The 24,207-nt window shown below is 36.4% G+C and carries 23 protein-coding genes, 2 tRNA genes and 1 pseudogene; 7 read left to right on the forward strand and 19 right to left on the reverse strand.

What is annotated here, in order from left to right; genetic code table 11:
• Positions 1-291 (forward strand): annotated as a pseudogene (locus ACFIJW_RS02175) (tyrosine-type recombinase/integrase); the annotation flags it as partial.
• A 944-nt stretch (positions 292-1,235) separates the two neighbouring features.
• Positions 1,236-1,325, forward strand: a tRNA-Ser gene (locus ACFIJW_RS02180).
• A 387-nt stretch (positions 1,326-1,712) separates the two neighbouring features.
• Here ACFIJW_RS02180 and ACFIJW_RS02185 read toward each other — a convergent pair.
• The 4 genes from ACFIJW_RS02185 to folE all read right to left on the reverse strand — a co-directional run bounded on the left by ACFIJW_RS02185 (position 1,713) and on the right by folE (position 4,555).
• A complete protein-coding gene (locus ACFIJW_RS02185; RefSeq protein WP_015856440.1) occupies positions 1,713-2,219 on the reverse strand; it encodes a hypothetical protein in 507 nt (168 codons plus the stop codon).
• 137 nt (positions 2,220-2,356) lie between these two features.
• On the reverse strand, positions 2,357-3,529 hold the full coding sequence (locus ACFIJW_RS02190) for an alpha/beta hydrolase (RefSeq protein ID WP_375633138.1): 1,173 nt from the start codon (positions 3,527-3,529) through the stop codon (positions 2,357-2,359).
• Between the two features lie 192 nt (positions 3,530-3,721).
• A tRNA-Leu gene (locus tag ACFIJW_RS02195) sits at positions 3,722-3,806 on the reverse strand.
• Between the two features lie 137 nt (positions 3,807-3,943).
• Positions 3,944-4,555: a GTP cyclohydrolase I FolE gene (folE, locus tag ACFIJW_RS02200; RefSeq protein WP_375633139.1), complete on the reverse strand. Its 612-nt coding sequence runs from the start codon at positions 4,553-4,555 to the stop codon at positions 3,944-3,946.
• 125 nt (positions 4,556-4,680) lie between these two features.
• On the opposite strand from folE, the gene ACFIJW_RS02205 reads away from it, so the two are divergent.
• The 3 genes from ACFIJW_RS02205 (at position 4,681) to thrS (ending at position 7,549) form a co-directional block, all read left to right on the forward strand.
• Positions 4,681-5,109 carry an iron-sulfur cluster assembly scaffold protein gene (locus tag ACFIJW_RS02205; protein WP_375633140.1) on the forward strand — a complete coding sequence of 143 codons (429 nt, stop codon included), beginning with the start codon at positions 4,681-4,683 and terminating at the stop codon, positions 5,107-5,109.
• Positions 5,110-5,460, forward strand: a complete 351-nt coding sequence (gene yidD / locus ACFIJW_RS02210) for a membrane protein insertion efficiency factor YidD (protein ID WP_375633141.1) — start codon at positions 5,110-5,112, stop codon at positions 5,458-5,460.
• A gap of 112 nt (positions 5,461-5,572) precedes the next feature.
• Complete coding sequence (thrS, locus tag ACFIJW_RS02215; RefSeq protein WP_375633142.1) at positions 5,573-7,549, forward strand: threonine--tRNA ligase; 1,977 nt, start codon at positions 5,573-5,575, stop codon at positions 7,547-7,549.
• A gap of 1,048 nt (positions 7,550-8,597) precedes the next feature.
• Here thrS and ACFIJW_RS02220 read toward each other — a convergent pair.
• The 5 genes from ACFIJW_RS02220 to ACFIJW_RS02240 all read right to left on the reverse strand — a co-directional run bounded on the left by ACFIJW_RS02220 (position 8,598) and on the right by ACFIJW_RS02240 (position 12,491).
• Entirely contained in the window at positions 8,598-9,101 is a 504-nt protein-coding gene (locus tag ACFIJW_RS02220) for a MerR family transcriptional regulator (protein WP_375633143.1), read from the reverse strand.
• A 196-nt stretch (positions 9,102-9,297) separates the two neighbouring features.
• Positions 9,298-9,612, reverse strand: a complete 315-nt coding sequence (locus tag ACFIJW_RS02225) for an integration host factor subunit alpha (RefSeq protein ID WP_375633144.1) — start codon at positions 9,610-9,612, stop codon at positions 9,298-9,300.
• A 77-nt stretch (positions 9,613-9,689) separates the two neighbouring features.
• Positions 9,690-10,664: a beta-ketoacyl-ACP synthase III gene (locus ACFIJW_RS02230; protein WP_375633145.1), complete on the reverse strand. Its 975-nt coding sequence runs from the start codon at positions 10,662-10,664 to the stop codon at positions 9,690-9,692.
• 49 nt (positions 10,665-10,713) lie between these two features.
• A complete protein-coding gene (gene plsX / locus ACFIJW_RS02235) occupies positions 10,714-11,784 on the reverse strand; it encodes a phosphate acyltransferase PlsX (protein ID WP_375618503.1) in 1,071 nt (356 codons plus the stop codon).
• Between the two features lie 149 nt (positions 11,785-11,933).
• Positions 11,934-12,491 carry a DUF177 domain-containing protein gene (locus ACFIJW_RS02240; RefSeq protein WP_375633146.1) on the reverse strand — a complete coding sequence of 186 codons (558 nt, stop codon included), beginning with the start codon at positions 12,489-12,491 and terminating at the stop codon, positions 11,934-11,936.
• A 221-nt stretch (positions 12,492-12,712) separates the two neighbouring features.
• Between ACFIJW_RS02240 and ACFIJW_RS02245 the strand changes: the two genes are divergently transcribed.
• A complete protein-coding gene (locus tag ACFIJW_RS02245) occupies positions 12,713-13,192 on the forward strand; it encodes an outer membrane protein assembly factor BamE (protein WP_375618522.1) in 480 nt (159 codons plus the stop codon).
• 75 nt (positions 13,193-13,267) lie between these two features.
• Here ACFIJW_RS02245 and nusB read toward each other — a convergent pair whose 3' ends face one another.
• The 6 genes from nusB to glyA all read right to left on the reverse strand — a co-directional run bounded on the left by nusB (position 13,268) and on the right by glyA (position 17,807).
• Positions 13,268-13,738 (reverse strand): transcription antitermination factor NusB, encoded by a 471-nt coding sequence (gene nusB, locus ACFIJW_RS02250; RefSeq protein ID WP_015856452.1) that lies wholly within the window; start codon positions 13,736-13,738, stop codon positions 13,268-13,270.
• A gap of 2 nt (positions 13,739-13,740) precedes the next feature.
• On the reverse strand, positions 13,741-14,196 hold the full coding sequence (locus ACFIJW_RS02255) for a 6,7-dimethyl-8-ribityllumazine synthase (RefSeq protein ID WP_375611572.1): 456 nt from the start codon (positions 14,194-14,196) through the stop codon (positions 13,741-13,743).
• Between the two features lie 81 nt (positions 14,197-14,277).
• A complete protein-coding gene (locus tag ACFIJW_RS02260; RefSeq protein WP_375633147.1) occupies positions 14,278-14,895 on the reverse strand; it encodes a riboflavin synthase in 618 nt (205 codons plus the stop codon).
• A complete protein-coding gene (ribD, locus tag ACFIJW_RS02265; RefSeq protein ID WP_375633148.1) occupies positions 14,877-16,007 on the reverse strand; it encodes a bifunctional diaminohydroxyphosphoribosylaminopyrimidine deaminase/5-amino-6-(5-phosphoribosylamino)uracil reductase RibD in 1,131 nt (376 codons plus the stop codon). Before ribD ends, ACFIJW_RS02260 begins: the two co-directional genes overlap by 19 nt.
• Positions 16,000-16,482 carry a transcriptional regulator NrdR gene (gene nrdR / locus ACFIJW_RS02270; protein WP_375633149.1) on the reverse strand — a complete coding sequence of 161 codons (483 nt, stop codon included), beginning with the start codon at positions 16,480-16,482 and terminating at the stop codon, positions 16,000-16,002. Before nrdR ends, ribD begins: the two co-directional genes overlap by 8 nt.
• Before the next feature lie 11 nt (positions 16,483-16,493).
• Positions 16,494-17,807 (reverse strand): serine hydroxymethyltransferase, encoded by a 1,314-nt coding sequence (glyA, locus tag ACFIJW_RS02275; protein ID WP_375633150.1) that lies wholly within the window; start codon positions 17,805-17,807, stop codon positions 16,494-16,496.
• Between the two features lie 323 nt (positions 17,808-18,130).
• On the opposite strand from glyA, the gene argC reads away from it, so the two are divergent.
• The gene (argC, locus tag ACFIJW_RS02280) at positions 18,131-19,063 is read left to right on the forward strand and encodes an N-acetyl-gamma-glutamyl-phosphate reductase (RefSeq protein ID WP_375633151.1); all 933 of its coding nucleotides are present in this window, start codon (positions 18,131-18,133) and stop codon (positions 19,061-19,063) included.
• 20 nt (positions 19,064-19,083) lie between these two features.
• Here the strand turns inward: argC and ACFIJW_RS02285 are convergent, their stop codons facing one another.
• The 4 genes from ACFIJW_RS02285 to hfq all read right to left on the reverse strand — a co-directional run bounded on the left by ACFIJW_RS02285 (position 19,084) and on the right by hfq (position 23,918).
• A complete protein-coding gene (locus ACFIJW_RS02285; RefSeq protein WP_375633152.1) occupies positions 19,084-20,175 on the reverse strand; it encodes a COX15/CtaA family protein in 1,092 nt (363 codons plus the stop codon).
• A 136-nt stretch (positions 20,176-20,311) separates the two neighbouring features.
• Positions 20,312-22,138, reverse strand: coding sequence for a hypothetical protein (locus tag ACFIJW_RS02290; protein ID WP_375633153.1), 1,827 nt, complete (start codon positions 22,136-22,138; stop codon positions 20,312-20,314).
• A 149-nt stretch (positions 22,139-22,287) separates the two neighbouring features.
• Positions 22,288-23,625, reverse strand: a complete 1,338-nt coding sequence (hflX, locus tag ACFIJW_RS02295) for a GTPase HflX (RefSeq protein ID WP_375633154.1) — start codon at positions 23,623-23,625, stop codon at positions 22,288-22,290.
• A gap of 53 nt (positions 23,626-23,678) precedes the next feature.
• Positions 23,679-23,918: an RNA chaperone Hfq gene (gene hfq, locus ACFIJW_RS02300; protein ID WP_005773461.1), complete on the reverse strand. Its 240-nt coding sequence runs from the start codon at positions 23,916-23,918 to the stop codon at positions 23,679-23,681.
• Positions 23,919-24,207: the final 289 nt, after the last annotated feature.

A 24,207-nucleotide genomic window follows, 5' to 3' on the forward strand; every position in this document is an offset into this window, starting at 1 on the left:
CTATTGGAGAAGAAACATTCATTTGTGGTAAACGCGGGAAAAAAATACCCAAAAAAAGCTTCGGAATTACATTTTATAATGTGTGTACCAAAGCAGGTATCAAAAAATCGGCGCATGAATTGAGAAAATTAGCAGCAAAACGTGGCCGCTAATTCTGGTGCAACAGTATCACAACTCAAAGCAATTTTTGGCTGGACAAATGATGCTATGGCATCTCTTTACATAAAGAGCACAGACCGTAAAAAACTCGCTCTTGCAACCATAAAAAAGCTTCAAAAAGATGAGGGATAGAGGCAAAAAAACTCAATAGAATCAAGATTCACCTATTCCCTTATATTAGACATAAATATTTTATTTTACACATACTTGTGAATGAATCGTCTTTTAAAACTTTGTCTTTTAAAGTTTACGCTTTCTGACTCTGCATAATTTAGCGTTTTTAAGTTCTATTCTTGAAAAACTATGTAATACCTTCACAAACTATCTATTGATCTAAGGGTATTGCTCAATAATTTTTTCTTCCATTCAAATTAACTTTTTGCTTATCCCACAGAAAAAGCATTACAAATATACCTAATTTCCAGTCATATCTAGAAGAGATTTTAAACTATCGATGCAAATCTTACATAAATTTTTATTCAAATAGTGCAAATCAGCCATTCCCTCCAAGGCGTCTCTTTAGACGCACTAAATATCTGAATATTTTTATTTAAAAAATTAAAATCTTTTAAAGAGCTTTCTTATTGAATTGTACTTAATTTAAACTCAATAAAAACTTTCCTTGAATATATATGTCATTCTTACAAATTTATCTCTCATAAACTGTCAGAGTAATAACATTTTCTTTTCGCCAATATAAACGATCTAAATAAAATAAATATCTGGAAAGGTAAAATAATTCAAAAATACACGACCGGAATTTAATATAATTTATCAAACATTTTCAACTAAACATTTCTTATTATTACGAAAACGATTGTTAGAACTTAAAAAAAATATTGCTTTGTAAAAAATTTTTAAACAGGAAAAAAATGATAAATATCATAATTACCTTTCATTTTTTCAGAAAAAACTATCATGTTTAAAAATGAAACTCTTAGATAACACACTCAAAGAATTAACTTATGAAGAATTATTTTAATTGAAACTTAAATAGTTTTACAAAGAACGCTTTAAAATGCGTATTAAAATGATTGACCTTTTACAAGAAATTTGTCAAAAAGCATATCTAGTTTGGAGGGGTGGCCGAGCGGTTTAAGGCACCGGTCTTGAAAACCGGCGTGCAGGAGACTGTACCGTGGGTTCGAATCCCACCCCCTCCGCCACAGCACTTTTATGGTGCTATAACTTATTGATTTCATGTGTGTTTTTTCAAGGTGNTTGCTTTTTATTTGCCTAATGAATACACTAACAACTTCATAACATTGGTAAAATTATCCGGCGGGCTATTATTAAAAGAATCAGAAAGTTTTTTGTAAAATTCTTTCCACAAACATTTATTTTCAATAAAGCCACCTAATTCATCAGCCTTAACTTTAGCAAAGATATAACCAAAGTCTTCTAAAGCTTTAATGCAATAAAGAGTGAGATTATAAAATACATGCGTTTCATTTATTAAAGCAAATTCTTTTCTTTAAAAAGGTTATAGCCTTCTATCTAACAGCGTTTTTGCTGTAAAATTCAAATTATCGATCTGCTCAACTAAAGAACTTTCATTGTTTAGCTTTTGTGCTTTTTTCAAAGAGATGTGGGCTTTCAAGAATAAGCTTTTCTCGTGCTTTTTGTAACTGTTTAATGACTTCATCAATCTTTGATGGAGAACAAAAAGATTCTTGGCTATTCAACAAATGCAGCCTCTCCTTTCCCTCATACAAACATTGCATCTGAGACTGAAGTATTCTAACTTCTTGAAAAAAAAGACGTCCTGTTTCCTTAAAACCATTATTAAGTGCAAAAAGTTGATCGGAAATGGATAGCAGAATTTGTTTTAAAAAACGCTCATTTTCTTGGCGTTTACGATATTCTAAAATAAGAGCATGGCTTATCTCATCTAACTGTTTTTTTGTAGAATCAATTTGACGCAATAAATTTGGTTTTTCCCCCATATCACCTTTTCTCACCTTCACAAGCATAGCATGAATGTCTAATAACTTAATTGCGGAATGAGATAAATAATCAACAACTGTAGGCGTATTAACATAGCGTTTCCGTGCAATCATCACAAACTCACCTAATGACTGTTTTTTACATTCATCCCGCCATTTATTTTTCATTTTACAAGACCATTCTAAAGAAAGTGCTAAAAAATATTACCTCCAATACATTATTCGATGGAGCCTCTTCTCTCTTTTCACGATCAACGTGGAATCCGTGGAGAGAGAAAACGTACAGGTGTATAAAGGATAAGATGTGTTGTTTTTTCCAACACACTACTACCATCAGCAAGAAGGGCTTGACTAGGTGACAATTCTGTACCTTGCATAATTGTGGAAGCCAAAGAACCTTCTCGAGAAAGAGCCATCAATGTTGGCGAAGATGCAAAGACATTGTGTGCCCCCCCATCCACATGAGAGAAATCAAGAACAGCTATTCCATTTTTACGCAACATTTCAATATCTGAGCCATCGCCCACACGATGATGTCCACCCGTAAGACGTCCTGAAACCGCAAGAGCTTTATCCGCTCTGGATACTAAAATAGCGGTTGGCTGCGGGAGTTTTTTTATATCATTAAGTTGGCGCTCAAATACATCAACATCAATATCTGGTGCAGCCATTAATAAACTTGTAATACGACGAATAGGCCTATATTTTCCCTGTAACGCTAACGTTCTAAATGCTTCCATTATAACAAAATTGCCCATAGAATGTGCAATAACCGAAATTTGATCAGCATTGGTTTCACTAATAAGTGTTAAAAGCTCTATCAATCCGTCACGGGCAAAATTAGCACTGTCACGATCATAAATATAAAGAGGAACTGATCCGGCCGAAGGCCAAGAATAATGCACAGCGACAACATTTAAAGAATAATCGTGTGTAAACTGTGCTGTACGAAATGTACCATCTGCAAAATTATTATTATACCCATGGATAAAAAGAAAAACTTCTCTTTTTCCTTTTGGCTTTTTTGCTAAAGCAGCATTTAATCGCTGTTTAAACTGTTCTTTATTATCGTATTTTTGCAATGCTACTGCTGCAAAATACTTATCATGCGTAGGTTTATAGGCATTTATTTCAACAACTCCCTTTACATGTTGCTGAGGAATTCCTACGTCAACACGATTATAATGAACTTTATTTGATCGCTCTGCACCATAAGGTTGAGCGTAATTATTTTGCATCATACGACTCGTTGCAACATACACTGGAACGATGGCTTTTGGAGAAACTGGTTTCCCTTCAACTTCCCTTTCTACGGCAGTCATAGAAGGTGTTGCATGCACCCCATGCCAAAGTACAGCACGTGAATCACTACACGCTGATAATAAAGAAATACAAATAAGAAGTGTTAAATATCTCAGAATCATTATACTTCTCACTGCAACTTCACCCCACCTTATAAAAATATAACATTTCAAATGCATAGATAAAGTAATAAAAACGAAACATTATTGGCAACACACCAACAAATAACATACAAAAAAGATTTTTCTATAATGCCTATAAATCCCCTCTCTCTAACATAACTTCATCTCATTATGGAGAGACTCACTGCTAACTGGTGCGGTCGAGAAGACTCGAACTTCCACGGGTTGCCCCACAGCGACCTCAACGCTGCGCGTCTACCAATTCCGCCACGACCGCACGTGGAAAGAAAAAATCTTGGTTTTTAGCCTTTAACAAATCATAAAGAAAGGTACAAGCCAATTTTCTTTTTCTCATAATTTATTTTATCCGGATGCTTTATAACTTAATAAAGATTACGAGAAATATGGGCTTTACTATGACCTTTGAACCATCATCATAAAATGTGCTTGTGCCGCTTGATCTTTTTCATAATAACCATGAAAGTTTTTTGTAATTGTTGTAGAGCCCTGTTTTTGGATTCCTCTCATAGCCATACACATGTGCTCAGCCTCAATCAATACTGCTACACCATGAGGCTTCAGATACGTTTTTAACGCGTGAGCCACTTGCGCTGTCATAGCTTCTTGAGTTTGTAAACGACGAGAAAAAATATCTACAACACGTACAATTTTTGAAAGACCAACAATTTTTGCATTAGGAAGATATGCTATATGTGCTTTCCCAATAATTGGGATCATGTGATGCTCACAGTGTGAATAAAAAGGTATATTCTTTACGATTACGGCTTCATTGTATCCTGAAACCTCTTCAAAAACTGTACCTAAGGTTTCTTTAACCGATTGACTATAACCATTAAAAAGCTCGCGATATGCCTTGGCTATACGTTTTGGAGTATCTAAAAGCCCTTCTCTATTTGGATTTTCCCCTATCCATAAGAGTAATGTACGAATCGCCTCTTCCACCTCTTCAATACTCGGACGCTTTTCTTCAGATAAATTTGTGTCTTCTTTAACAACATTACGCATTCAAAAACTCCAAGCTTACTCTATACAAAGCATTTGCTCCATACCTATCTCATTTTGTATAATCTCTATATAAGCGAATTAAAAGTTTAAACAATCACGACTCTCAAAATTTCAGGCAATAGCGCATGATTGATAATATCTATAATGATAAAATACTTAAATATGCTGCACATATAGGCAAAATTGGGCGTCTTAATAATCCTGATGCAACATCAAGAAAACATGCACACCTTTGTGGTTCGACAATCACTGTAGATTTAAAAGTGGAAAATGGTATTATTACCGATTTTGCTCACGAAATACATGCATGTGTGCTAGGGCAAGCTTCAGCTTCACTTTTAGCATCTCATATCATCGGACAAACAACTCAAGATCTTAAAATATTGCGTGAAGTTATCTACCAAATGCTAACGCAAAATGGTCCTTCTCCTCAAGCTTCATTTGAGGATTTTTCTTGCTTACAGCCCATTAAAGACTATAAAGTGCGCCATGCAGCAACACTACTACCCTTTGATGCAACGATAGACTGCATTCAAAAAATTGAAGAAAAATAAATGTTCAAATCACAATCTAGACAAAAAAAGTTGACTCGGAATTACACAGGCACTTGGCAAAAAACACCCGGACGATTATTGGGTGTTTTCTTAATACGTTTCTATCAAATAACACTTTCGAGCCTTATAGGTAATCAGTGCCGCCATGCCCCGACTTGTTCAGAATATACATATGAAGCGATTGCACGCCATGGGCTTTGGGCTGGTGCATGGATGGGACTCTTTCGTATCATGCGTTGTGGACCCTTTGGAACAGATGGCTTTGATCCAGTCCCTCCATCGCTTGGAAATTCTTGCTGTTTTTATAAACCTTGGTGTTACTGGAAAATTTCTGACAAACACAACAAATAATCCTTTTCTTTTTTCACATGTATTGATAAAAAAATTAGTCTATAAGCTTTTTACTCAATTTTCACGAAACCATCCGCAATCGTTAGCGGAATTGGATTAAAAGGGTGTTTTTATGTCTTGCTCTATTTCTCTTTTTTTTCCCGATGGTTCAAAACGTAATTACCCCGCCGAAATGACAGGCTTGGAATTAGCAGAATCTATTTCTAAATCACTTGCAAAAAAAGCAGTCGCCTATAGTCTTGATGGTATCACGCGAGACTTATCGGATCCATTGGGACAATCTGGTCAAGTAGAGATTATTACCCGAGAAGATTCACGCGCTCTTGAGCTCATAAGGCATGATTGCGCCCATGTCCTTGCTGAAGCAGTGCAAGAGCTCTTTCCTGAAACGCAAGTAACAATAGGTCCTGTCATTGAGAATGGATTCTATTATGATTTTGCACGCCAACAACCTTTTACATTAGATGATCTCACCGTCATTGAACAGAAAATGCGTGAAATTATCCAACGCAATAAACCTTTTAGAAAAGAAATTTGGTCTCGTGAAAAAGCAAGAAAAGTTTTTTCTGAGAAAAAAGAATTTTATAAAGTTGAACTTATTGATAGCATTCCTGAAAATCAAGATTTAAAAGTTTATTATCAAGGGGAGTGGTTTGATCTTTGTCGCGGACCGCACATGCAATCTACAGGGCAAATTGGGAATGCTTTCAAATTAATGAAAGTTGCAGGAGCTTATTGGCGTGGCGATGCCAATAATCCAATGCTCACGAGAATTTATGGAACAGCATTTGCAAATGAAAATGACTTAAAAGCCTACCTCCATATGCTAGAAGAAGCTGAAAAACGTGATCATCGCCGCTTGGGACGTGAAATGGACTTATTTCACTTTCAAGAAGAAGGGCCAGGAATGATTTTTTGGCACAAAAAAGGTTGGAAAATGTTCCAAAATTTGATCAGCTATATGCGTAGACGCCTTGATGATCATCAATATGCTGAAGTTAATGCACCACAAGTTCTCGATAGGTCACTCTGGGAAATATCTGGCCATTGGGGTTGGTATAAGGAGAATATGTTCAAAGTAATTTCAGCAGCAGAAGATTCAGATCATGGGAATGTTTATGCCCTTAAACCAATGAATTGCCCTGGTCATGTGCAAATTTTTAAACATGGTTTAAAATCTTATCGTGATTTGCCTATTAGACTTGCTGAATTTGGACTTGTTCATCGTTATGAGCCTTCAGGCTCTTTACATGGTCTTATGCGTGTGCGTGGTTTTACACAAGATGATGCGCATATTTTTTGTACTGATGAACAATTAGCCGATGAATGTCTCAGTATTAATGATCTTATTTTATCAACTTATGCTGATTTTGGTTTTAAAGAAATTAGTCTTAAGCTTTCAACACGTCCAGAAAAACGAGTTGGATCTGATGCATTATGGGATCATGCAGAAAGTATCATGGAATCTGTCCTTAAAACGATTGAAACAAAATTTGCAGGACAAATCAAAACAAGCATCCTTCCAGGTGAAGGAGCATTTTATGGTCCAAAATTTGAATATACATTAAAGGATGCTATCGGTCGTGAATGGCAATGTGGAACAACACAAATAGACTTTAATCTCCCTGAACGTTTTGGTGCATTCTATATTGATAAAGATTCAGAAAAACGTCAACCTGTTATGATCCACCGTGCTATTTTGGGATCAATGGAGCGTTTTTTTGGTATATTAATCGAAAATTTTGCTGGACATATGCCACTTTGGCTTGCTCCTGAACAAATTGTTGTTGTAACAATTACATCCGAAGCAAATGAATATGCCCAAAAAATAACAGCAAAACTTAAAGCTGTTGGGCTTTCCGCAACAATAGATCTCCGCAATGAAAAAATTAACTATAAAATACGAGAACATTCTTTACAAAAAGTCCCCGTAATTTTGGTATGTGGCAAACGTGAAGCTGAAACAAACAGCGTAAATATACGCCGCTTAGGAAGTACAAATCAAACCCTTTTATCTGTAGAAGATGTGATTAAACAACTCTCAAATGAAGCAACACCTCCAGATTTGCAACGTGTCATAAATGCATAATATCACAGAAGATGGTAATACGTTAATTTTTTACTATAAATCTTCAGTTTTTGTACAAAATGAAATAATTTGATATTGTAGTGTGTTTTTGTTTCATGCACAATGACCTATCATCAGAAAGAGTAACGTGCTCTCTCTCTACAAGGTGGATTGGTGAAAAAGTTGAATGTAAGCTATGAGCTGTTTAAATGCAAAAATCATAGACAATTGAATATTAATAATAACATTAATCTTTTACCTTTATAATGAAAAGATTCTGCTACTATCATGGATAGATCATTACAATAATTATAGCAACATCAAGCAAGAAAACTGAAAACAAGATTATATTTATTAATAAAAAATATGTAAAATTAGCTGAACAATGATATTTCTTATTCGTAAGATAAGCCCTTATAAAAAAGGACAAGATATTGATTTATAATGATAATATATCGTTATTCATATTAAATAAGGTTTCGAATATCATAGGCTTCTCTTATTTTTAATATGTTTATGTTGAATCTATCAAAATCATTTGCTTGCACGAAACAAGCGGAATGAGTGTATGGATAAAAATTATTGAGAAAGGACTTTTAAAATGCCTACAATGAGCCGCCTAAAGTGCTAAGGATTGTTGCAGTCATTGAGAACAGGCTATAACTATAATGATGATGCCGACTTGAACCTTCATAAGTATAAAAATAGCGGTACTCAACGAGTTTACCATTAATCATTCACGAGGCATTATGGTAAAATAAGATTAAGAAGCCTTAAGAAACATCTCTTTAAAACAAGCACATGAATTGGTAAGCTAATGGCATTCTACATCCCGCAATCTACACTGATGAGATATTGCCTTAATTTTTATAAAGCCAAATCAAAAAAATGGCAAAACTCAGCGTTTATTCTTTCTCTTCTTCATGTTTTACCAAATGAAAAACTCTTATAAAAAACTCGTTAAATATACACATACGATATATGACTACTCGTTGAACGTATAAAATTCTGGGCACATCCATAAAACATCTAAATATCTACGAAACACATATAAAACAAAAAAATATTATTATCGTGCTCTATCAAGAACACGCTTACATTCAATGAGTTCAAACAGAATTTCTTGTAACAATGCTTTATCAGTTTTATCTTTGTAAAGATTCACAGAACCGACAGATGTTTCTCCTTCACTCCTCATGAAACTCAAAAGCCCAAAAGAAGATTTCTTAGGCTTATTGCTAGCATTTTCAGAAGTTTGTCCTGCATGTTTCTTCTCTATGACCACATTCATAGCATCAAGATCACCATTACCCAATGCAGTTACAAAAGCAACACCATTTTCTTTCAAAAGGCGTTGCACACCTTTTATCGTATAACCTTGATCATATAGTAACTGCTTAATACCATTGAGCAAATCAACATCGACCGGACGATAATAGCGCCTTCCTCCCCCACGTTTCATTGGTTTAATCTGCCTAAAACGTGTTTCCCAAAATCTTAAGACATGCTGCGGAAGCTCCAATAACTCCGCTACTTCGCTAATTGTGCGAAAAGCATCAGAGCTTTTATCCATTTTGTAACACCTTATTTAAAACAAAATAAATTACTTTACAATGACTCATTCTGTCTCAATTTCTCAACAAGATTAGTCAAAAATAAGACCATCATTGACACCTTACTCACCAGTCTTTTTCTAAAAAACAAAGACCCTTATTTTATACATTTCTTTAACAAATACCAAACATACCATGGCATTTATTTATGAGATATCATTTTTTCTGTTTTGCACGATACGAATCTAAAATTCTCTGTTTAAGAACATTGGCAGCCTTAAACGTCACAACACGTCGCGGCGGAATAGGTGCTTCAACACCTGTTTTTGGATTGCGTCCAACACGTTCATTTTTACTGCGAACCTGAAAAGTTGCAAAAGAAGATAATTTAACCGCTTCACCTCTTACAAGTGAGTTGCAAATCTCATCCAAAACCAATTCGACTAAAGCTGCTGATTCAGTATGTGACAAGCCCACTCTTTTACAAACTACGCTCGCTAAATCTGCACGCGTTACTGTCTTACTTGTCATTATAACCACCTATTAAAATATTAAAAATTACAAAATGACTTATACGTTTTCTTGAAATATGGTCAAGTAGCCATAATTTACCAACGAATAAGAATTGCTCCCCATGTAAATCCACCTCCCATGGCTTCTAACATGATAAGATCTCCTTCTTTTATTTTTCCATCGCAAACAGCTGTTGTTAAAGCCAACGGAACTGATGCAGCAGACGTATTACCATGTTGATCAACGGTAATCACAACTTTATCTAGTGAAATTCCTAGCTTTTTAGCAGATGCTTCAATAATGCGCTTATTAGCCTGATGAGGTACAAACCAATCTAGTTGTGAAGAATCCATACCTGCAACTGCAAAACAATCATCAACCACATCCGTTATCATACCAACAGCATATTTAAAAACTTCTCGTCCTTCCATACGCAAATAGCCTGTCGTTTGTGTTGTTGAAGGTCCACCATCAACATATAGCTTATCTATATAAGCACCATTAGAGCGCAATTTCGCAGACAATATACCACGCTCAAAAGCAATATCCCCCTCAGTTTCTTGTGCTTCCAAAATAACAGCACCCGCACCATCACCAAACAAAACACATGTCGTACGATCTTCCCAATCTAAAATTCGAGAAAATGTATCGGATCCAATAACTAAAATTCTTTTAGCTCCCCCACACCGTAAATAAGAATCTCCTGTTGTTAAAGCAAAAATAAAACCAGAGCAAACAGCTTGAATATCAAAAGCAAATCCATGGCTCATTCCCAAAGCATGCTGAATTTCAACAGCAGAAGCAGGAAAAGTACGATTCGGGGTAGACGTTGCTAAAATAATACAATCGATGTCTTTTATTGTTAAACCAGCATTTGTAAGTGCTGCTTGCGCAGCCTCAACTCCTAAAGAAACAGTTGTTTCATTTTCACTGGCAATATAACGTTGGCGTATTCCTGTACGCTGAACAATCCATGAATCTGACGTTTCAACAAACTTTGCAATCTCATCATTTGATAAACTTCTTTTCGGCAAAGCACTTCCTACACCACGTATAATTGACCGAATCATTCAGCTCTTACCTTTTCTTCAAATTTTTCATTTCTATTATAAGAGCTTATCATAAGGACTCTCCATTCATCACCGCTTCATCTTCTTGGTCAAAAAGTGTTTCTTTATTTTCATGAAATCGCCGTAAATCAGCCGTTATTTTTTGTAAAAGTCCATTATTAACCATTTTATAACCAACGCGGATAGCAGAAGCAAAGCCATTAGCATTAGCACTGCCATGACTTTTTATAACAACACCATTCAAACCTAAAAGCACTCCTCCATTCACCCTATCAGGATCCATTTTATGTTTCAGTATACGAAAAGCACCCCGTGATAAAAAATAACCAAGAGATGTTAAAAAAGAACTGCGCATTGCAGAGTTTAAAATCTCTCCTATCTGTCGCGCGGTTCCTTCTGCGGTTTTTAAAGCAATATTACCAGAAAACCCCTCTGTCACAACAACATCGACTGTTCCTTTTCCAATGTCATTGCCCTCAACAAATCCTTTATATTCCAATCCTTCTAATTGCACTTCACGCAATATCATTCCTGCTTTTTTTATTTCATAAAGTCCTTTAACCTCTTCCACCCCCACATTTAAAAGCCCAACACTTGGTCTTTCAGTGTGATATAAAGCGCGAAACATACCTGCTCCCATAACCGCCAAATCAACCAACTGACTAGCAGAGGCACCAATTGTTGCTCCAATATCTAAAACAATACTCTCACTGCGCAGTGTTGGCCAGATACCCGCAATACCAGGACGTTCAGCCTCTGCAAGCATTTTCAAACAAAAATAAGACATGGCCATGAGTGCACCCGTATTACCAGCAGAAATGCAAGCATCAGCTTCACCATTTTTTACCGCTTCAATGGCGTACCACATTGATGATTTACCACGTCCATTACGAAGTGCTTGGCTTGGCTTTTCATCCATGCGTGTATAACTTTCTGTAGGGCAAAAGCGCGATACAGAATCCAAACAGGGATATTTTTTTAAAACCGGACGAACAGCCTCCTCTACTCCATAAAATAGAAAATAAATATTTGATAAATATTTTTGTACAATTGCTGCTCCTGCAATAGCTGCTTCTGGACCGTAATCACCGCCCATGACATCCACAGAAATTCTAATCACGCTTGCATATCCCACATCTTTTCATTTACATCTTTAAATACATATTATGATTTTTGGCTCCTGAATACTCACACAGCACATCTTGCGAAAATCGCTTCGCAGAAAATACCGTTTAGCATACAATAGATATTTTTTGTATGTTTTTACAATCACTTCCAATTTTTCAAAACAGAAAATGGAGAGAATTTTCGCTCTGCTTCTTCTAAATTTTCACCCATATTCATCTTTATCCCTTCTTTACGTGGATAATGATTAATAGACAACTCAAAAAACTCTTCCATGATTGCGCCAATATCAATTTTATCATCATAAAATACTTCAGGAGTATCAAGCCCCTCCACATCTAAAAACAATTCCCCTGTATCCTCTGATATTTTGGGCTTCATCAAATTTGAATCTTCAGGAACAAAAACAACCTCAATATTTTCACAAAGGATATTTTCTAATGGTTCTAATGTAACAACACATAACTGTAGTATACGCGCTTGCAACAGACCTTTTATACGCACTCCGCGTTTTTTCCACGGGAAAATATGGAATTTTCCCTCACAAGATTTTACTTCAATTAAATCATGGTTCTGGGCTAAATGTGTACATTCTTTTTTGTTTGCACAAAAATGAATCCTTATACCTTTAGCAGGTAGAGAACGTACAGATATTGGATAAGCCAAAGCAAATGTCATTTGAGGAACATTTTGAACATTCATTGACAACTCCCAAACATAAAAACGCGTAAAGCACTATGTTTTTATTTATCTCAAGTATTTATGCATTTTTTTCTTTTCTAAAGAAATTCTATATGGCATAATTTGCTTTATAACAGGGAAACTCAGTGTAAGCTACGGTAGATTAAGTTAAAATTAGAAAAAACTTGAGGTTGCCTTCTTGTCCTACATCTCAGTATAAAAAGGAGATACTATTGTTTCAAATGCCTCACATAATAGCCTTAATCAAACGTAAATTATTGATTGGTCTATCAATAGCAAGCATAGGAATGCTTTCTGGGTGTAGCCTTCTTGATTCTTCAGGTTCGAGCCAAATTTATAGAGAAGGCTATGTTCTTGATAAAAATGCTCTAAGTTCTATCTCTATTGGCTCAAGTCAAGAGCAAGTTCTTTTAACTTTAGGGACCCCCTCATTAAAAACAAAATATGATAATGAAGTTTTTTATTACATCTCACAGACACGTTATCGTGGGATGCAGTTTATGAAAACAAAGATTATTGATCGCAAAGTTTTAGCCATTTACTTCAATAAAAATAATCAGGTTGCAAAAGTTGCAAATTACGGATTACAAGACGGTCAAGTGTTTGATTTTATTACACAAACAACGCCAACTGTAACAAAAGAACATCCTTTCTTAATTCAAATTATAAAAGGCCCTGCGAATTTGCCACCCCATAACTGAATTATATAGTCTGCATACCGTTTCAATATTATAGGTCTGATAATATCAGATCTATAATAGGGGGATTTGTAACTCTTAGAGGCGAACTTTTTTTGCCATACTGTCAAGAACTGCATTAACAAGTTTTGGCTCATCACCTTCAAAAAACGCCTTTGCTATGTCAACATACTCATTCATGACAACCGCAACGGGAACATCTTTACGGTTGATCAACTCCCATAAACCTGCTCGTAAAATTGCTCGCAATATAGAATCAAGACGTGAAAGAGACCACTCTGCAGAAAGCTGTTGATGAAGCAGAGGATCAAGCTGCTTTTGATCTTTTACAACACCCGTTATAATAGCCAAAAACCATTGAAAATCAGCTTCAAGATATTGGTCTCCATCAATATCTTTTCCCAAACGATAAGCCTCATACTCAGCTGCCGTTTCCATCACCCCCGAACCCACGATATCCATTTGATAGAGTGCTTGAACTGCAGCGAGTCTTGCTGCTCCACGTTTATTGGCTGAACGCGGAAAATGTCTGCTTTTTATATCAGCCATATTTAACGATTATCTCCAAATCTCTTTTTTAGAGCGATCATACATAAAGCAGCTTCAGCCGCAAAACCACCTTTATTTTTGTCATCTAATTTTGCACGCACCCATGCTTGTTCTTCGTTTTCAACAGTCAAAATACCATTTCCAATAGCCAAGTGCTGATGAACAGTTAAATCCATCAATGCACGACAAGAATCATTAGCAACAATTTCAAAGTGATATGTTTCACCTCGAATAACACAACCAAGAGCAACATAACCATCATACGATATCTTGTTTTGTTCAGCAAAAGCTATTGCACTTGGTATTTCTAATGCTCCAGGAACCGTTACAACATCATAACTTGCTTCAGCTTTTTGCAAAGTATTCACTGCACCTCTCAAAAGTGCATCAGAAATCCCCTCATAAAAACGTGCCTCAACAATCAATACGTGAGGCTTTTTACCTATCTCTTTCATCATAATGGAATTCCACAAAAAACGAATCAAAAAAATCAAAGTTATAAAGCATAAAATTCTGAAAACGATCAATAGAGTGTTGGCTTATTCATCTTCTCTTTTTAAAGCAAAAAGTTTTGCAGCATAACGAGCAAGTTGATCAATTTCCAAATTGACCCGATCTCCAATTTTAGCTTGTCCCCACGTTGTCATTTCAAGTGTATGGCGAATAATAAGAACATCAAAAACACAATCCTCAACACCATTAACAGTCAAAGATGTCCCATTAAGTGCAATAGATCCCTTATTAACAATGAAAGGCATAAATTGTCTTGAAACTTTTAAATAAAAACGAATTGCATCCCCTTCATTTTTTTGATCAATGATTTCAGCCAAACCATCAATATGACCAGAAACTAAATGTCCTCCCATTTCATCACCCAATCGAAGCGAACGTTCCAAATTAACAAAAGTTCCTTTTATCCATTGTGCAAGATTCGTTAAACGTAATGTTTCTTCCCACGCCTCAACAACAAACCAATTGGTATCTTCTTGCTTTAATCCTCGCTCTACAATTGTCAGACAAATTCCTGAACAAGCAATTGACGCGCCAATTGCTAAGCTTTCTATAGCATAGCGGGTAGAAATCTTTAAACGCATCCCCTGCTTTAAAGGTTGAACATCTTCAACACAACCAATATCCGTTATAATTCCTGTGAACATAATGTCTTACGTCTCCACTTATAAAAACGGTCATTTCCAAACATTCTTGTCTCAATCTCATGAAACTGCGAGAGATAATTTCCAAAATGAGGGGCTTCAATACGATTTTTGCCTAAAACAATAGGGGTATGAAAACATATCAAATGATCAACACAACCAGCATTCAAAAATTTTTCCCCTGTCTTGACGCCCCCTTCCAATAAAACACTATTAATCCCATGTTTATAAAGCATCTGTAAAAGAGCAAAGGGTTCTACACAACCATTGTTCATCTCGACCGAATAAACAGACACACCATATTGCTCCAATGCATTTTTTTTGCTTTTCTTTGAAAGATCCACATCACAAATAACCCATGTAGGAATTTTTATGGCTGTTTGGACAACTTTTGCATCAAGGGGGATAGATAAATCTGCATCCAAAATAATACGAATTGGTGAGCGCATTTCCATCCCTGGCAAGCGGCAATTGAGTTGTGGATCATCTGCTAATATAGTACCAATACCAACGAGGATAGCATTATTTTGAGCACGTAGAATATGCGTATGAGCATGAGAAAGTGTTCCACTAATTTTTACGCTGCCCTTCTCTCTTTTTCCAACACCATTATCGGCAGAAATTGCCATTTTAAAAGTGACCGCACAGCGTTGTATCTTCCTTATGCACCAATGCGTCCATAAGGATTCAAAAGCCTCTTCAGCTAAAATGCCCTCAACCACTTCAATACCCGCTGCTCGCAAAAGAGCAATACCATGACCATCAACACGCTTGTCACAATCAGTCAGCGCAACAACAACTCGAGAAACACCTGAATCAATAAGCGCATTCACACACGGCGAAGTTTTTCCATAATGCGCACAAGGTTCTAAAGTAACATAAGCAGTCGCTCCTTGAGCCAAAGAACCTGCCATGTGTAAAGCTTGCACTTCCGCATGAGGACTCCCATGAATAGCTGTTACGCCATAGCCAACAATAAAAGCCCCCACAGCACCATTATCGTTTCGCACAATTAACGTACCAACGGAAGGATTCTCACCTGTAAGACCGACATGACGTTCTGCTAAACGAATAGCTGCAGCCATAAACCGTTCATCTTGCACTTTTTTATTCATCAAAACGAGATTCTGTATCCGCGATACCCTTTGACAATTCATCTATAACATCGTGAAAATCGCTTGCATTACGAAAATCTCGATACACAGAAGCAAAACGAATATAAGCAATATCATCAATTCTTTTCAATGCTTCCATCACAAGATGCCCAATTTTTTCTGAAGCAATCTCTGGTTCTCCCAAACTTTCAAGCTGGCGTACAATGCCAGAAATTGCTCGTTCAATATGATCAGGATCAATATTGCGCTTACGTACAGCCACATCAACTGATCGCATTAACTTATCACGATCGAAGAGTTCACATCGTCCACTTTTTTTAGCAACCAAGAGCTCACGCAACTGAACACGTTCAAAAGTTGTAAAACGACCACCACAAACGGAACACACACGGCGGCGGCGAATCACTGCCCCCTCTTCTGCTGGACGTGAGTCTTTGACCTGTGTATCCTCATATTGGCAGTAAGGACAGCGCATCCTTTGTATCCTTAACGAGTGGTAAGATAAGAGTAAAGAGGAAATTGATTCGTTATATCTTTTACCTTTTTCTCAACAGCCATTTCAACGACATGATTATCTTCATCACTTTTTGCACTCCGAAGACCATCAAGAACTTCTGAAATCAGATGACCAACTTGAATAAACTCTTTTTCTAAAAAACCACGCGTCGTGGCAGCAGGTGATCCCAAACGAATTCCTGATGTTATAGATGGCGTTTCAGAATCAAAAGGAATGCCATTTTTATTGCAGGTAATATGAGCGCGTCCCAAAGCCAATTCAGCACGTTTACCTGTTAGATTTTTGGAACGTAAATCAACCAACAACAAATGATTATCTGTACCACCAGAAACAATATTAAAACCATTACCCTGTAATGTTTTTGCTAAAGTTTTCGCATTAGCGACAACATTAGCACTATAACTCTTGAAAGAGGGATGCAAAGCCTCCTCAAACGCAACAGCCTTTGCGGCAATCACATGCATTAAAGGACCACCTTGAAGACCAGGAAAAATTGCAGAATTAATTTTTCTGGATAAAGCCTCATCATTTGTCAATATTAAACCACCACGTGGACCTCGAAGCGATTTATGTGTTGTTGTTGTTACAATATGCGCATGTGGAACAGGTGAAGGATGCACGCCACCAGCAACAAGACCAGCAATATGAGACATATCAACGAGTAAATGAGCACCGATTTCATCTGCAATTTCACGGAATCTTTCCCAATCCCATAGCCGTGGATAAGATGAGCCCCCTGCTATAATAAGTTTTGGCTTACGTTCTTTTGCAAGCTGCTCAACCTCATCCATATCAATAATCTGATCTTCTTGACGCACACCATAGGAAACAACATCAAACCATTTTCCTGACATATTAACAGGTGAACCATGCGTAAGGTGACCACCAGCATTTAAATCCAACCCCATAAATGTATCACCAGGCTGAAGTAAAGCTAAAAAGACAGCTTGATTCATTTGGCTACCAGAATTAGGCTGTACATTCGCAAACGCAGCACCGAAAAGCTGTTTTGCCCTTTCAATAGCTAAATCTTCAACGACATCAACAAATTGACACCCACCATAGTAGCGCTTTCTTGGATAACCTTCTGCATACTTATTGGTTAAAACAGACCCCTGCGCTTCAAGGACTGCTCTTGAAACAATATTCTCTGAAGCAATCAGCTCAATTTCATGTTGTTGACGCTCAAACTCCCCTCTAATTGCGTCAAAAATTGCACCATCAACAGTTTGTAAATTATCATTAAAAAAGCGCTTTTGTGCGTCATTTTCTTGCTGAGTCATAAAACACATTCCTAACATAAAAAAATAAAGTCAAGGAACGATAACACAGCAAACCATGCAAACCAAACATTTTAAACTACTTACACTCAAAAATAATGAGGTAAATATTTATCTTAGTTCTTTGTTATAAAAACAACGAAAAACTTCCCTCTCGAGAATGGTAAAAAATGAGATTACATTTCTTTTTTTACACTCTTATTTGTTTACACCTTTTACAAAAGGTATCTATAATCTAAAGAAATTCAATAATTTAATGATTAAAAATAATTTATAATGTGAAAAGCTGAATATAATAGGCAAAGTTAATACGAAGGCAAATAAGAATGCTAACCAAAGTTTTTATTGATGGTGAACATGGCACAACCGGACTACAAATACAAAAACGCTTAGAAAGGCGTACAGATTTAAAACTACTCTCTCTTGCTCATAAAGATCGCCATAATGTTCATCTGCGACAAGACTATCTTAATCAAGCCGATATTGCTATTTTGTGTCTTCCAGATGATACTGCACGCGAAACAGTTCATTGGCTTAAAAAAAATAAAAACATTAGGATTATTGATAGCTCGACAGCCCACCGTGTTGCACCAGACTGGGTTTACGGTTTTCCTGAAATGACAGCAGGACAAAGAAAGCGCATCCAAGCAGCACATTATATAACCAATCCCGGATGCTATCCTACCGGTGCCATTAGTTTGATTCGCCCACTCCGTGAAGCAGGACTGCTAGACGCCGATTATCCCATCTCGATTAATGCAATCTCCGGCTATACCGGTGGTGGAAAACAGTTGATTTTACAAATGGAAAATCAATCTCAACAAAATATTCAGGACAATTATTTTATCTATGGTCTTAATCTTGAACACAAACATGTGCCAGAAATTAAAATCTATGGACAAATCAATCAAACCCCAGTTTTTATACCAAGTGTGAGTCGTTTTCCCCAAGGAATGATTGTGAATCTTCCTCTGCATCGCCATTTATTCACAAAATCAGCAAACTGTTCTGATTTGCGCGAAATTCTCGCAAACCATTACGAAGGACAAAATACCATTTTAGTCGCATCACAAGAAGAAACTGTTTCACTTGAAAGACTTAATCCAGAGTATTTAGCCAATAAAGATGGTATGAAACTGTTCGTATTTGGAAATGATCGTGAAGGTATTTTCAATCTCAGCGCCCTATTCGATAATTTAGGAAAAGGCGCATCAGCTGCAGCTATCCAAAACCTCGATTTAATGCTTTCAGGCAACTAAACCTCCCTACTCACAAACTTTTATTCAACAACGGGATAAGCCCCTTTTGTTGCTCGCCAATGCGCAACAACAAAACACAACACGACTAATGCCATACTTTGATGAATGAGCCCCAAACTTATCGGAACCTCATGTAACAGTGTCAAAATACCTAAAAGTGCTTGGATAATAATCATACCACAGATAAGAAATGCACGACGAGAGTGGGTTGAACGGGGAACATTTTTTTGTACATAGAAAGCATGAATAGCCGAGGCAATCAATAAAAAATAAGCAAAAAATCTATGAATAAACTGAACCGTTAAGGGATTTTCGAATAAATTGAGCCAAACAGGACGATGCTGTAACAATCCATCAGGAATAATCTGACCATCCATAAGGGGCCATGTATTATAGACTTTTCCTGCATGAAGCCCTGCAACCAAAGCACCCCAATAAATCTCTATCAAGACGAGAATAACAAGCCAAGCCGCAAAATATTGCACCTTTTGATTTGCTGGCTTTTCTGAATATTCTGCAAGCCCTCGAGATAAATAAGTAACAAAAACAATAACAAAACATGCCGTTATAAGATGAAATGCCAAACGATATTGGCTCACACTTGTTAAACTACTTTGCCCAATCCCTGAAGCAACCATCCACCAACCAATAAAGCCTTGAAAGGCGATAAGAATAGGTACAACAATAAGCGGGAGTAAGATATTTTTTTCAACACGCTTAGTCGCCCAAAACCAAATGAGCCCCAATAAAGCGACAAGACCAACAAGACGCCCAAGAACACGATGCGCCCATTCCCACCAAAAAATGACCTTAAAAGCACTTAAGGTCATATCAGGATTAAGCAGCTTATATTGTGCTATCTGTTGATATTTTAAAAATTCCTCTTGCCATTGATCCACACCAATCGGTGGAATAACGCCGTGTATTGGCTTCCATTCCGTTATAGATAATCCTGATCCCGTCAAACGAGTAGCTCCACCCACTAAGACAATTGCCAAACACAGCAATAAAATAGAGTAAAGCCACACCTGTATATGTTTTCTATTTTCCTTTTGCACAGGCGTTAAAATGCTATTGTTTAATCTCTTTACTACCATCTCTGATTGCCCCACGCTTCTCTCCAACTAAAATGCATTTTAAAATTTAAACATTAACTCTTTGTCTATTTTAGTATGTACTACAACTTTAGCAAAAAACAAGCGTACCACTATAACATGCGATACATATTTCTTTTTTACTTTACGAAGCTTATGATGCTACAATGCGATAAACAGTCTTTGGAAAGCTGTCTACCATCCGCATCATCCATTCTTGTTCATTAAGAACAGTATTACAAATATAATAGTCTGTTAGCTCTGCAAATTGCTCAAACCCATATTTTGGTTCGCTTGCCATCTCTAGGATGATAAAATCATATTCTTTTTTAAATTCTTGTAATATATGAAAAATATCATTTGAAAAATCTTGTGCTGAAATGGCACTTGTTACCCCCTGAGGAAGAATATCAACCCCCGTATCATAATCACGGTAAATAACATCATGCAACTTGGCATTGCCCGTTAAAATATCACTCAGTCCGCGATGTGGACCAATGACTTTCTCTATTTGTTGACCAGAAATATCGACCAACAAAATTGTTTTGTTCTCTTTTGTGAGATGAAGTGAAAGCTTTGCCGCTGTCCGTGCAGCCTCTGGTCCAATGATTGAAATAATGGTTGAAGCACGCCATTTCAAAACATCAGATAATCCCTCTATCGTAATAAAAGCTTCAAAATTTTTCATTTCTTGAGAGACTAAAATATTCTCATTCTTCTTAAGAGAATTTTCTTTTGATCTCAAATCCTCTTCTGAGATTTGGTCTTTTTTCCTTTTAAAGCACGGATAGAATAACAAGATTCCTAGCAAAAGAGTAAGGAAGCTGGCCAATGCACTCACAAGAATATTTTTTCCATAAAGAGCCATAAAAGAAATTGGTGCTAACGTTATTGGCATAACCACGTGGATATTTGTATTTTGTAAGAGAAGAGGATTATCACTCAATCCCCAATATGAACCAATGACTTTTTCTCTTCGTTGAACAGACTTGCTCATCGCTTTATTTTGGACATCGATCGCTGCTTTTATTTTATTTTCAAATTCATTAAATATTTCATTCAAAGATTGGGATTGATCTCTTATAAAAAAACTCACCCTTTTTTGAAGCTGTTTTTCCAATTCCGTTGCAATAACCTCATCTGAATGAACTTGATAAACAATCTGTAAAATTTTATTTTTTAATTGATGAGAAACTGTCTCTAATTCTGCAGTCATCGCTTTAATTTGAGGATGTGTCCACCCTAATTGTGCAGCCATATGTGCTCTTTGCGTTTCCAAGAGATCACGTTTAGATTCCAGAGAAACAATTGCTGAATTGCCTGCAATAAACGATAAAGACAGTAAAGACTGCCCATTTTCACGCATCATGTTAATCGTTGAATTCAAACTTGTTAAATGAATACGCTTTAAAGTTGCTTGCGTTAATTGCATCGAAAGATTATGAAGTTCTGTTTGTTTTACACCACGCTGAATAAAAGAATCAATAGATTTACGAAATTCCTGCACGATATTAAGGATTGCAATATTATCATATTGTTTGTCTTCTAATTTATCATTTAACAAGAATTGTTTCTGTTTTATGATTGCTTGTGAAAATGCGGAAAACCAATTTTCCAACCCACGTTGAGCTGCTTCAAGTGTCTCGGCTTCAAAAATAAGATCGATAAAATCACCATGACGCGATAAACGGATATTTTCATGATTTTTTTTCTTATAAGAAGCACTTAAAGAAAAATTCGAATCATTGAAGAACATAGGCTGTGAAAACAAAAAAGCGATAACATTGTCTTGCTTTTTAATTGGTAATGGCTTTCCTACAGAATCAGATAATGAAAATGTTAAAGTTGCTTGGTAACCACGGGGCTGGACAAAATAATACAACCAAATCAAAGATACACATAGAATTTGTAATAGCAAAACAATCAAAATGCTTCGCCATACGGTACGTACGAATAGTCTTTTATTACATGTAAGACTCATCTTTATTTTAACCAGCAAAATACTTCTTCATATTGTTTTATTAAGAGAAAGTAGTAACTATCCTCTTAACTTGCTGTCATATTATTTTGAGATAATAAAAATATAAAATTTAAGCACAAATGTTCAAAAATATTTTTAAAGAACTTAATTCATATTTTTTTGAGGCTCTCTAGTTGTTTTTTTGCTTCAGAAGTAACAACCGCTCTAATGGTAATAGACCCATCATCATGCCCTTCTTGCACTATTTCCGCAGAGTTTTCATAAAACCAATCAATAAGCGACATTTCATGAGGTTGTAAAAGATATTCAATGCTTTGCACCTCTCCAAAAATTAGCTTTTCAATGGCTCTTAATAATTGATCGAGTCCATCCCCTTTAAGTGCTGATACCATGAGAGCAGGATTTAATCGCGTCTTTGCGCTTGTTTGTAAAACATTCAATGCTTGCTCATCTAACATATCAATCTTATTCCAAACTTCTATGATGTGCTCCATATCATCAATATCGATATCAAGACTTGAAAGCACTTCTAAAACATCTTGGGCATGTGCTCGATGATCAAGATCTGACATATCTCTTACATGAAGAATGAGATCCGCTTCAACCACTTCTTCAAGGGTTGCTCTAAAAGCTGCAATCAAATTCGTTGGCAAGTTAGAAATAAACCCTACAGTATCAGACAAAAGAACAGTTTTTCCATGGGGAAGAACAACTTTGCGCAAAGTCGGATCAAGCGTTGCAAATAACATATTCTTTGCTAAAACATCTGCACCGCTTAAACGGTTAAAGAGAGTTGACTTTCCTGTATTCGTATATCCTACCAGTGCCACAACAGGATAAGATGTTTTTTTCCTTTTTGCTCTATGAAGTGCACGCGTTTTAATAACCGTTTGCAATTCGCGGCGAATACGAATAATTTTTTCTTGTAAAAGACGCCTATCTGCTTCAATTTGCGTCTCACCAGGTCCACCTAGGAAGCCACGCCCCCCCCGTTGCCTTTCCAAGTGCGTCCAACTCCGCACAAGCCTCCCTTTTTGATAGGACAAACGCGCTAACTCTACTTGCAAAACTCCTTCTTTTGTTCGTGCACGGTCCCCAAAAATTTCAAGAATCAAAGCCGTTCTATCGATAACTTTGCAATTCCACAATTTTTCTAAATTACGCTGCTGTACTGGCGTTAAAAAGTGATCTACAATCACAAGCTCAATAGAATATTCATCTATATAACAGGTTAACGCATCTACTTTACCTTTTCCAAAGAGAGTCGCAGAGCGAGGCGTTGCAATATTTATCGTTTCATAATTAACAACTTCTAACCTTATAGCACGTGCTAACCCCAATGATTCTTTAACACGAGAAGATATAGAACACTCTCTCAAAGAGCTTTCACTTCTATTTTCTTGAAAAATCGGTATCAAAACAAGTGCGCGCACCTGTCCTGTATTCTGCGAAAATACCCCTCCTAATCTCTCATTTTCATTTATCATAGCAATCTAAGTACTTTTAAATGGGATAAGAGGTCTATCTTAAAATGATATGTTTACTCAGGACTTTCACCCTCAAACATCTGTACAGGCTGTCCAGGCATAATCGTAGAAATAGCATGCTTATAAACTAATTGCGCGTGTCCATCTCGGCGCAAAAGAACACAAAAATTATCAAATGAAGTTACAATACCCGTGAGTTTAACGCCATTGACAAGAAAAATTGTAAGGGAAATTTTTTGCTTACGCACCGTATTTAAAAACACATCTTGCAGGTGTTGTGATCGCTCTGCCATTATTCTTACACCTTTATCTAGATTGCATAAAATATTCGTGCATGCATATCGACTGAAAAATATCCAATTGTCAACGTAGAAGCTTAAAAATTCAGCAACAAACAACTGAAATTAGAGAAAAAACGGCTCTTTAACACAATAATAAAGTACAACTTACGAAAAGCTATATTAAATTAAAAATTTTTCCACGTTTACTTTTTTATGAGCTTACAATTCAAAGGCATACTTTTATACATCCTAAGCTATTACAGACTATATGTGATGATGAATCTGCTTCGTTTAGAATCAA

The sequence above is a fragment of the Bartonella sp. MM97QHHN genome (assembly GCF_042194285.1).
Classification (GTDB): Bacteria; Pseudomonadota; Alphaproteobacteria; order Rhizobiales; family Rhizobiaceae; genus Bartonella.